General features: G+C 63.0%; 1 protein-coding gene. It reads right to left on the bottom strand.

Annotated elements, in window-relative coordinates; genetic code table 11:
• A partial coding sequence (locus AC04SF_RS37480) for a 2-oxo acid dehydrogenase subunit E2 (protein WP_488481885.1) occupies positions 1 to 478 on the bottom strand: 478 nt, incomplete at both ends.

Raw genomic sequence — 478 nt, 5'->3', positions numbered from 1 at the left:
GCATGCCCATCGGGTTCTCGATGAGCCGCTTGAAGGCGACCAGCAGTTCGGCGCCGAGCGCTCCGTCGACGGCGCGATGGTCGGTCGACAAGGTCACCGACATGACAGTCGCGATTTTGATCTCGCCATTCTTGACCACCGCCCGTTCCTCGCCGGCGCCGACCGCCAGGATCGTCGCATGCGGTGGGTTGATGACGGCGGCAAAGTCCTTGATGCCGAACATGCCGAGGTTCGACACCGCCGTGGTGCCGCCCTGGTACTCTTCTGGCTTAAGCTTGCGGCTGCGGGCGCGGCTGGCCAGATCCTTCATCTCATTGGAGATGGTCGATAGCGTCTTTTCGTCCGCATGCCGGATGATCGGCGTGATCAGGCCACCGGGGATCGACACGGCAACACCGACATCGGCATGCTTGTGCTTGACCATGGCGCTTTCGGTCCACGAGGCATTGGCATCCGGCACCGCCTTCAATGCCAGTGC

It is taken from the genome of Mesorhizobium sp. CNPSo 4671, assembly GCF_057784245.1.
Note: the sequence above shows the minus strand (reverse complement) of the source record. Positions and strands in the feature narration are given on the sequence as shown.